Source organism: Bacillus sp. GMa5/1 (assembly GCF_050172015.1).
Lineage (GTDB): Bacteria > Bacillota > Bacilli > Bacillales > Bacillaceae_G > Bacillus_A > Bacillus_A cereus.
Window position 1 is genome coordinate 1 of sequence record NZ_JBNLYC010000411.1, and the last position, 1,185, is coordinate 1,185.

Below are 1,185 nucleotides of genomic sequence, written 5' to 3' on the forward strand. Positions count from 1 at the left end.
CGATAAATGAAAGATTAAAAAATAGCAATAAGGTGAATATTAAAGAAAAAGAATATTTGGTAAAAAACGCTAAAGTTATACAAGAGAATCTTTATACTTATGATGTGCGAACTAATTACTTCACAATTGTTATAAATGATGAGTTTTTATCAGGTCACAAAATTACTGCATCCGTACTTAATGTAAATTATTTAGATGGAAATAGGGAAGAATATAATAAAAAATATGATAACGTTGCACGGGGCTTTTATGACGAAAATGGTCCGAAATTAAATATTAATCGTATAGCAGGCAAATCAAAGGATGAAGTTTATGCAGGAAGTAAGGGATTGAAAACTATCGTACTGTTTATTGGGATATATATAGGTATTGTATTTTTAATAACGAGTATGGCCGTATTAGCTCTTCAACAATTATCAGAAGCCAGTGATAGCATAGATCGATATAAATCTTTGAAGAGAATTGGTTCAAACGGAACGATGATCGACAAAACGATTTTCATTCAAACTTTCGTATACTTTAGTCTTCCAATTTTTCTTGCCATAATTCATTCTATAGTTGGAATTTATGTAGTCAATTATTATATTAACACATTTCAACAAACAGACATTATTTTACCAGCATTGATGACGGGCTTAGTATTTCTGGTAGTTTATGTAGTATATTTCTACACGACATATGTCGGGTATAAAAATATTGTAAAAAGTAATACTTGATTTTATAATGCTCATTAAGGCTATTACACCTTGTTTCTCAAGATGTAATAGCCTTATATTCTGTATAGGGAGGGAAAAGTCATGAAAAAAATCATTCTAATTGAAGATGATGAAATCATTAGAGAAGAATTACAACATTTTTTTATAAAGTATGGATATGAAGTAAAGGCTCCCACAGATTTTAATCATATTATCGAATATATAGAAAGTGAGAATGCAGACCTTATATTACTAGACATAAATCTTCCTGTGTTCGATGGCTATTATATATGCAGAGAAATACGTAAAACTTCAGATATTCCAATCTTCATGGTTACAAGTAGAGATAGTGATGTAGATGAACTGATAAGTATGAATTTAGGAGCGGATGATTTTATAACAAAGCCTTATAATACAGAAATACTATTAGCAAGAGTAACGAACATTTTAAGAAGAACATCTGGAGATTTCAAGATGAATCATATCTTAA

At 29.5% G+C, this 1,185-nt stretch carries 1 protein-coding gene and 1 pseudogene; both read left to right on the forward strand.

The window, feature by feature from the left end:
• Positions 1-716: pseudogene (locus ACQGSG_RS29050) on the forward strand (ABC transporter permease); the annotation flags it as partial.
• A gap of 81 nt (positions 717-797) precedes the next feature.
• Positions 798-1,185: response regulator (locus tag ACQGSG_RS29055; protein ID WP_426948761.1), on the forward strand; the 388-nt coding region annotated here is incomplete at its 3' end.